Source organism: Lactococcus sp. UBA7128 (genome assembly GCF_002492185.1).
In the GTDB taxonomy this organism is placed as follows: Bacteria; Bacillota; Bacilli; order Lactobacillales; family Streptococcaceae; genus Lactococcus; species Lactococcus muris.
This window is the reverse complement of the sequence record NZ_DKXK01000010.1, coordinates 1-7,444: the sequence shown is the minus strand read 5'-3', so window position 1 is coordinate 7,444 and position 7,444 is coordinate 1. Positions and strand designations below refer to the sequence as shown.

Sequence of the window (7,444 nt, the reverse complement as noted above, 5' to 3'; positions counted from 1 at the left end):
CACTTAAATTATAAATTCAAGATATAAAAATGTGGAATTACAGGATTCATAAGGGAAAACACCTCCTAAAACGGCAGCGTTTCAGGTACCACGCTTCTCTGTGCAGTTTGAGCGGCAGCTAAATTTTCTATGTCTAAGTGAAACCACAAGACTAGTTTACAACTGCTTACACAGCTTGTCCTACTCTAAATAAAGTAAGGGAATCCTTGATCCACGCATAGAAAAATCGCGAGAAGAAGGCAAACTCTCTTGGACGCTTTCCCCCAAAAAGTCTAAGAAACCTCGCCTCATCACGCTGTGAAAATGGGCAGTTTTCATCAAAAATAACCTCATGCGTTTGTCATGAAAATGTTCTGCTTTTCCTTACATGCTTGATTTTCAGCTATTGCACACTTACCATGCGGTCCTTTCCAAAAATATCTTGGTGAATGCTAACAGCTTTCTCCGGGAATTTTTCTTCAAAAAGTGCTTTCACTTTCTCTCCTTGTTTGTAGCCAATTTCCAAATATATTTTTCCCTCAGGTTTCAAGTAGTTTTGGGCCCTTTCTGCTATTTTTTCATAAATTGCTAATCCTTGATGTTCTGCAAAAAGCGCGCGCTCTGGCTCGAAACGAATAACAGATTGGTCCATCTCATAAGTCTCGTCAAAAGCTATATAAGGTGGATTAGATACAATGATATCGTACTTCTCTTGTACATTTTCAAAAACATTTGAATTAATAAACCTTAAGACTAGATTATGTTTTGAGGCATTTTCACGTGCTACCTCAAGAGCGCCTTCTGAAATATCCACTGCTGTAATCTGCCACTGCTCTCTCTGTTGCGCTAAAGCCAAGGCAATAGCTCCTGAACCTGTCCCGATATCTAAAACAGCACGAGAACTTCCGTCGTTATCTGTCAAAATCATCTGAACAAGCTCTTCTGTTTCTGGGCGCGGAATCAGCACACGTTTGTCCACAATCAATTTTAAGCCACAAAACTCCGCCCAGCCGACAATATATTGTGGCGGTTCATCATTTTCTAAACGTCGAGCTATCGCCTTTAACTCTACCCATTCTGTTTCTGAAATAATTTCTTTCTGCAAATTTAACCATTGCAACTTCGTTAATTCGTGCAAGTTTCTCCAAACAAATTCTAGAGCAAAGGGCTCTTCTAGGTTGCTAGAGAGCTGTCGCACGGCCTCAATCCATAACATCTTTTCTTTCCGCCTCCTCACTTTTAAAGTAGAGAAAATAGGTTCTGACAAATACATAGAGGATTACCATATTACTTTTGACAAAAAGGACCGCTTTTTTATTGCGTGTCCTGTTCTTTTCATTGACAATATTTTCCAACCTATAAGTACCCTTAACTTTTTGTGCTTTCTCTACTTCTCACAGTCTCTAAAGCATCTCTTTTATCAGTTAAGCCTAAAATATGAAGGCTCTCACCCTAGAACAACCTTCACTCTCTTGTTTCAAACTGAAACTTCTATATTACTTGTTAAGCTCTGCCAACTTTTCCGTTTGATCATAAACCACGAGTGCATCAATGACTTCATCCATTTTTCCAGAAAGGATGGTATCCAACTTTTGTAAAGTTAATCCGATACGGTGGTCCGTCACACGGTTTTGTGGGAAATTATAGGTCCGGATACGCTCTGAACGGTCACCTGTTCCGACAGTAGACTTACGTTCAGCGTTTTGTTTATCCAACTCGATTTGTTGATAGTAGTCAAATACCTTTGTGTTAAGCAACTTGATGGCTTTATCACGGTTTTTTTGCTGCGTACGTTCTTCTTGCATTTCGACTTTGATGCCTGTAGGCAAGTGAACCATACGTACAGCTGTGGCAACCTTGTTGACGTTTTGTCCACCAGCACCTGAGGCATGGTAGATATCAACACGGAGATCTTTTTGCTCAATTTTCATCTCGAACTCTTCAACTTCAGGCATGACAAGCACTGTTGCTGTTGAAGTATGTACGCGTCCTTGTGTTTCCGTTGTTGGCACGCGCTGCACGCGGTGAGCACCAGATTCATATTTTAGTTTACTGTAAACAGAAGTCCCTGAAACAAGGGCTGAAACTTCTTTATAACCGCCAATGCTTGTCACACTGGCTTCCATGATTTCAAATTTCCAGCCTTGTGACTCTGCATAATGTTGGTACATATTTAGCAAATCGCCAGCGAAAAGGGCTGCTTCATCACCTCCTGCTGCGCCGCGAATTTCCAAGATGATATTTTTATCATCATTTGGATCTTTAGGAAGCAAGAGAATTTTAATCTTTTCTTCCAGTTCTTCTTTGGCTGCTTTTGCTTCTGAAAGCTCCTCTTTGAGCATTTCTTTCATGTCCTCATCAAGGCCACCTTCACCAAGCATTTCTTCGCTATCGGAAATCGTTTCAAGCACCTTTTTATATTCATTATAAGTGGCTACAGTATCACGCAGATTGGCTTCTTCACGTGAAAGCTCCATAAAGCGCTTTGTATCATTGACAACCTGTGGGTCACTGAGTAATTCACCCAGCTCCTCATATCGTCCTACCATTGTTTCAAGTTGATCAAACATTTTTTATTTTTCCTTACTTCTTTTTTATATCTCTTCGTTTATACGATTACCCTTCATCTTTTTCAACGGATGAAAGTAGTGCTTACGGCACACTGGAATGTAGCTCTCATTGCCACCAATCTGCAGTTGCTCGCCTTCATATACAGGTTCGCCTTCAACCATGCGTAAAACCATTGTTGCTTTTTTACTGCAATACCAGCAAATCGTTTTAATTTCTTCGATTTTATCAGCCAGAAGCAATAAGTATTTTGAACCTTCAAAAAGTTCATTTCTGAAATCATTTTTTAAGCCAAAAGCCATCACGGGGACATCTAAATCATCGACCACGCGTGCCAGATCATAAATATTTTGTTTATTGAGAAACTGGGCTTCATCAATCAGCACACAAAAAGGCCTTACAGGTAAGTTTTCAATATAGGCGTACACATCCAGCTTATCATCGATAGCCACAGCATCACTGCTCATACCAATACGACTTGCGACTATACCAACACCGGCACGTGTATCTAAACTAGAAGTCATAATCAAAACAGGTTTTCCCTGTTCTTCATAATTATGGGCAACTTTCAGAATTTCGATACTTTTGCCTGAGTTCATACTGCCATATTTGAAGTACAATTGTGCCATTTCTATCCCCTTAATTTCCCTATTTTTCCTAAATCTTCCCAGTCCGCACCAATAAAGGGTTAGGAAAGAGTTGTCTGAGAGGTTTTATTTCCCATAATTCCCCTAAAATTATCTTGTGTAGAGCGCAAATAGAATTCTCTCTATTTTACCATATTTATAAAATTTTTTGTCGGGCTTTTGAATGCGAATTGGAAAAATTTTGAAGCTTTCTATAAAGTTTTTACACTCCATTAAATAGGACATGGACAAGGAATTTCAAAGCTATTTTGATGCTCCTGATAACTCTGAACATGAATAAAAAGCAGAATGTTCTAAACTAGCAATTCTATTTTCCCTGCTCAATAAACATAATGTTATTTTGCTCTCGCTATACTTAAGTAAGTTAATCTTCCCCAAGCATCACGTGCTTTAACACTCTGTTTCGCTTAAATTCCACTGCATTATCCATTTTATTTTTGGATTACATCTATTATTATTCTAACAGTACTTTCAAGTTCTCTTGCCGCTCTTTTAAGACTGCCTTTAACGTCTGAGGCATACTTTCTATTTTTGCCCCTAAACCTAGATAAAGAAGCCAGTCCGCATAGTATTCCACTTCTTCTTCATTCCTTTCATCAATTTGTGTTTGGAAAAGTCCTGAAGATTGAAACATACCCGTAAATCGTAAAATTAAGCCTGGTGGGTGAAAAACTTTGAAACGGTCTATTGCTCGCTTGTTGAGTGTAACTTTGAGATTGCCTTGTGTCCTTAACTGCTGGCGTTGCGCCAGAATCTCCTTTTCACTTAAAGGTGGGCTTCCCACCAAAGACTTGCTCTCTCTGAGTTGCTCAATTGGCATATAACGAAAGTCAGTGGTGTCAAGATTATAAAGATCTAAAAGCCAAGTCCCTTGCATTTGAAAGACTTGCAAAATATAAGCGTTTAACTGTTCAAGTCTTCCCGTCACGGGTTCGTAAGTCAAAGTCATGTAACGGTCCGTCAGAGCCAGATTCAGAAGTTGATTAAACTCAGGCGGTCCCGCATCATCCAGCTCTAAAATATCAGGGTGGGCAGGGTTGGAACCCGTAAAAAGCAACAGTTGATTCAACATAATAAGAATATCCTGCTGAGTCTGTGGTGCTATAGCAATCAACTTTTCCATAATCGTTTTGCGACCGTGAAGATAGGGCAATTGCTGGTTTTTAGTAGCCATAAAAGCGATGAAAACAGCCTTAAGCTCATCAGGTGTAAAACGTACAGTAGGTAAAAAATCATTTTGCATGACAAAATACCCTCCCCCACGGCCACGTTCCGCAACTAAAGGCAAGCCCATAGCCTCAATATCTTGCACATCTCGGATGGCTGTAGCACGGGAAATATCAAACTCTTTTTGCAGCTCCGCTATTGTAAATTGCGAGCGATTATTAATATAGCGCATGATTAAATTGATGCGTTCGGATTTTTTCATATTTTGATTATACTAAAAAGTATCAGTTTTTGATACATTTAAACGCTATACTATACTTGCGCTTAATCCTAAGTGACAAATAAACGAAAAATTAGGAGTATTTAAATGAACTACACAATCACACATATCCCCGAAGATTACAAGATGACTGCTTTTGGTATCACATTTGAAGATTTTAACGACTGGGCAGGCAACGCCCAAAAAACTGCACAACTCAAACAAAGCATCATTGAAAATGGAGCACTGGCTGAACTCGCTAAAAAATCAGACGGGCAAATTTATCAAATCAACTACGCAACTGAAGCAGGTGCACGCCGTGGCTTTGGTGTCATGGGTTCTTTCTCTGAAGTTGCAAACACCGATGTTTTCGAATTTCTAGCTGGTGATTATCTCGTTTTTGAGATGACAGGAGATGATAAAAATACCTTGGCAGATCAGTTAACCGGCTACGTCTTTGGTCAAGCCTTGAGTGAAATCTCTGAATGGCAGTATATCGGCCCTAGCAATGCAACTGCAGTCACTGAAAATCCTAATGGCACTTTCACTGCAACGATGACTTTGCGTGCTCAAAAAGTTGAGGCATAAGTCAAAATTTATTATAATCAAAGAAGTTCTATATTCTCCAAACACTGAAAGGAATTCTATGGATTATCAATTAGAAACAAAAGAAGCTTTTAGCCTTGCGGCTATTGGCTTCAGCCTTCAATCAGATTTATCTGACATGGATGCTGTTATCGCAGAGAAAACAGCTTTTTATAAAAAACTGACACAAGATGGGACGCTGGATGCGCTTAAGCAATCAGCTACGGACGACCTTGAATGGTCTGTCAATGAAGTCTACCAAAACAAGGCTTGGAACTACCGTGCCATTTCTACAAGTAAATCTTTAGAAATTGCTACACGTATGGTTGAATTTCCTGCAGGTGACTATATCACTGTATCTGGTATGTCTGAAGATGCTGATGGACTATTTGATCAACTGACTTACAAAGCTTTTGGAGAGATATTGCCATATGTCACAGACTATGCCTATGTGGGAGGCCCTAATGCCACTTGGCGTAAAGATAATGGAGACGGCACGTATTCAGGACAATTTATTGTGCCTGTAGTCAAACAATAAAACCACCCGTAAAACGGGTGGTTTTAACTTGGAAGCATCTCGCTAAAGGATACAGGTTTCTTAACACTAAGTTTGCAAAGAGGAATATCGTACTTTTCCTGTTCTCGAACATATTTTGCTACTGTTTTCTTATTTAATCTAACTGTAGTAACACAATTACTTTCTGTCCAAGATGTCCTATTTGCTATAATAAGCGAGAAAAATTATGTAAGATTTCTTAGCATTTCTTGACATCACTCCTGCGTTTCTTCATAAAGATACTATTAATCCTCTTTTCCTTTACGCTTCTTGGCAAGAAGAATAGAAGTCGCTACAGCTAACAAGCCTAATACTCCCCATACAAGTGATGCTAAGAGGCTCTCTCCAGTTGCAGGAAGTTTCTTCTCTACTTTTGTTGATTTTGTATTATTATCAACATTTTTCTGGCCTGTAGACTTATCACTTTCTGGTTTATCCTTATTAGAATTGTCACTCTCATCTTTTGGTTTTTGCTCATAATAAACATTAACCTCAGTTGAATCTGTATCTGGAGTGACAGTTTCTTTAGCCACCTCGCTCACAGAAGGTGAACCGTAGCCTTGCGCACTGTAGTCTGGGGAAACAAGTTTGTCCCAGACATCAGAAGTTGTCGTCCATGAAGCGGAATCTTCTGTTGTGTCCACTTTGCCGTCACCATTGGTGTCATAGCCAAGCAGCTCACCTGTTACTTTGTCCACAACAGCGGTACGGGTGTAAGTCACGGTTTGGACTTCTTGTTTGAGGACCTTGCCTGTCTTCTTGTCTACATAGTTGATGGTCCGCGTGAGGGTCTTCGAAAGGGAAGACTTGTCGGTACCTTCTGGCCACTTCGGTCCGTCTGGACGGTTTGGATCAATTGGACTACCCGGTATGCCCGGTTGTTCTGGAGTTGCAGGTGTGGTTTCATGCTCATAATAAACATTAACCTCAGACGAGTCTGTATCTGGAGTAACAGTTTCTTTAGCCACTTCAGCCACAGAAGGGGAACCATAGCCTTGGGCGCTGTAGTCTGGAGAAACAAGCTTATCCCAGACATTAGAAGTTGTGGTCCATGAAGCATCACCTTCTGTCGTATCTACCTTGCCGTCCCCATTGGTGTCATAGCCAAGCAGTTCGCCTGTCACTTTGTCCACAACTGCGGTACGGGTATAGGTCACCGTTTGAACCTCTTGTTTGAGGAGCTTGCCTGTCTTCTTGTCCACATAGTTGATGGTCCGCGTGATCATCTTCGAAAGGGAAGACTTGTCAGTACCTTCTGGCCATTTCGGTCCGTCTGGCTGATTTGGATCAATTGGACTGCCCGGTGTACCCGGTTGTTCTGGAGTCACAACTGTAGTTTCATGTTCATAATAAACATTAACCTCTGTGCTCTTACTGTCTGGAGTGACTGTCACCTTGTCCACTTCACCCACAGAAGGCGAGCCATAGCCTTGGGCGCTGTAGTCCGGAGAAACAAGCTTATCCCAGACATTAGAAGTTGTGGTCCATGAAGCACTATCTTCGGTCGTGTCTACCTTGCCATCACCATTGGTGTCATAGCCAAGCAGCTCTCCTGTTACTTTGTCCACAACTGCAGTACGAGTGTAGGTAACCGTTTGAACCTCTTGTTTGAGGACCTTGCCTGTGTTCTTGTCCACATAGTTGACGGTCCGCGTGATTGTCTTCGAAAGGGAAGACTTGTCG

The 7,444-nt window shown here is 40.8% G+C and carries 7 protein-coding genes; 2 read left to right on the top strand and 5 right to left on the bottom strand.

The window, feature by feature from the left end; translation table 11 throughout:
* Window positions 1-382 precede the first annotated feature (382 nt).
* From prmC to B4H39_RS01205, 4 genes are all read right to left on the bottom strand, one after another.
* Window positions 383-1,195 (bottom strand): peptide chain release factor N(5)-glutamine methyltransferase, encoded by an 813-nt coding sequence (gene prmC / locus B4H39_RS01220; RefSeq protein WP_251421578.1) that lies wholly within the window; start codon window positions 1,193-1,195, stop codon window positions 383-385.
* A 280-nt stretch (window positions 1,196-1,475) separates the two neighbouring features.
* Window positions 1,476-2,549, bottom strand: coding sequence for a peptide chain release factor 1 (gene prfA / locus B4H39_RS01215; protein WP_251421580.1), 1,074 nt, complete (start codon window positions 2,547-2,549; stop codon window positions 1,476-1,478).
* A gap of 24 nt (window positions 2,550-2,573) precedes the next feature.
* Window positions 2,574-3,176: a thymidine kinase gene (locus B4H39_RS01210; RefSeq protein ID WP_251421583.1), complete on the bottom strand. Its 603-nt coding sequence runs from the start codon at window positions 3,174-3,176 to the stop codon at window positions 2,574-2,576.
* A gap of 472 nt (window positions 3,177-3,648) precedes the next feature.
* The gene (locus tag B4H39_RS01205) at window positions 3,649-4,623 is read right to left on the bottom strand and encodes a helix-turn-helix transcriptional regulator (RefSeq protein WP_251421586.1); all 975 of its coding nucleotides are present in this window, start codon (window positions 4,621-4,623) and stop codon (window positions 3,649-3,651) included.
* 105 nt (window positions 4,624-4,728) lie between these two features.
* Here B4H39_RS01205 and B4H39_RS01200 point away from each other — a divergent pair, with 105 nt between their 5' ends.
* Together B4H39_RS01200 and B4H39_RS01195 are read left to right on the top strand one after the other, a co-directional pair.
* Complete coding sequence (locus B4H39_RS01200; protein WP_251421589.1) at window positions 4,729-5,208, top strand: GyrI-like domain-containing protein; 480 nt, start codon at window positions 4,729-4,731, stop codon at window positions 5,206-5,208.
* A gap of 58 nt (window positions 5,209-5,266) precedes the next feature.
* On the top strand, window positions 5,267-5,743 hold the full coding sequence (locus B4H39_RS01195; RefSeq protein ID WP_202230457.1) for an effector binding domain-containing protein: 477 nt from the start codon (window positions 5,267-5,269) through the stop codon (window positions 5,741-5,743).
* Window positions 5,744-6,006: 263 nt separating this feature from the next.
* On the opposite strand, the gene B4H39_RS01190 is transcribed toward B4H39_RS01195, so the two are convergent.
* On the bottom strand, window positions 6,007-7,444 hold a 1,438-nt coding region (locus B4H39_RS01190; RefSeq protein ID WP_286927473.1), incomplete at its 5' end, for a mucin-binding protein.

Coding starts and splice junctions, on each gene's coding strand:
- B4H39_RS01200 (WP_251421589.1), top strand. CDS start 4,729: ATGAACTACACAATCACACATATCCCCGAAGATTACAAGATGACTGCT.
- prfA (WP_251421580.1), bottom strand. CDS start 2,549: ATGTTTGATCAACTTGAAACAATGGTAGGACGATATGAGGAGCTGGGT.
- prmC (WP_251421578.1), bottom strand. CDS start 1,195: ATGTTATGGATTGAGGCCGTGCGACAGCTCTCTAGCAACCTAGAAGAG.
- B4H39_RS01210 (WP_251421583.1), bottom strand. CDS start 3,176: ATGGCACAATTGTACTTCAAATATGGCAGTATGAACTCAGGCAAAAGT.
- B4H39_RS01195 (WP_202230457.1), top strand. CDS start 5,267: ATGGATTATCAATTAGAAACAAAAGAAGCTTTTAGCCTTGCGGCTATT.
- B4H39_RS01205 (WP_251421586.1), bottom strand. CDS start 4,623: ATGAAAAAATCCGAACGCATCAATTTAATCATGCGCTATATTAATAAT.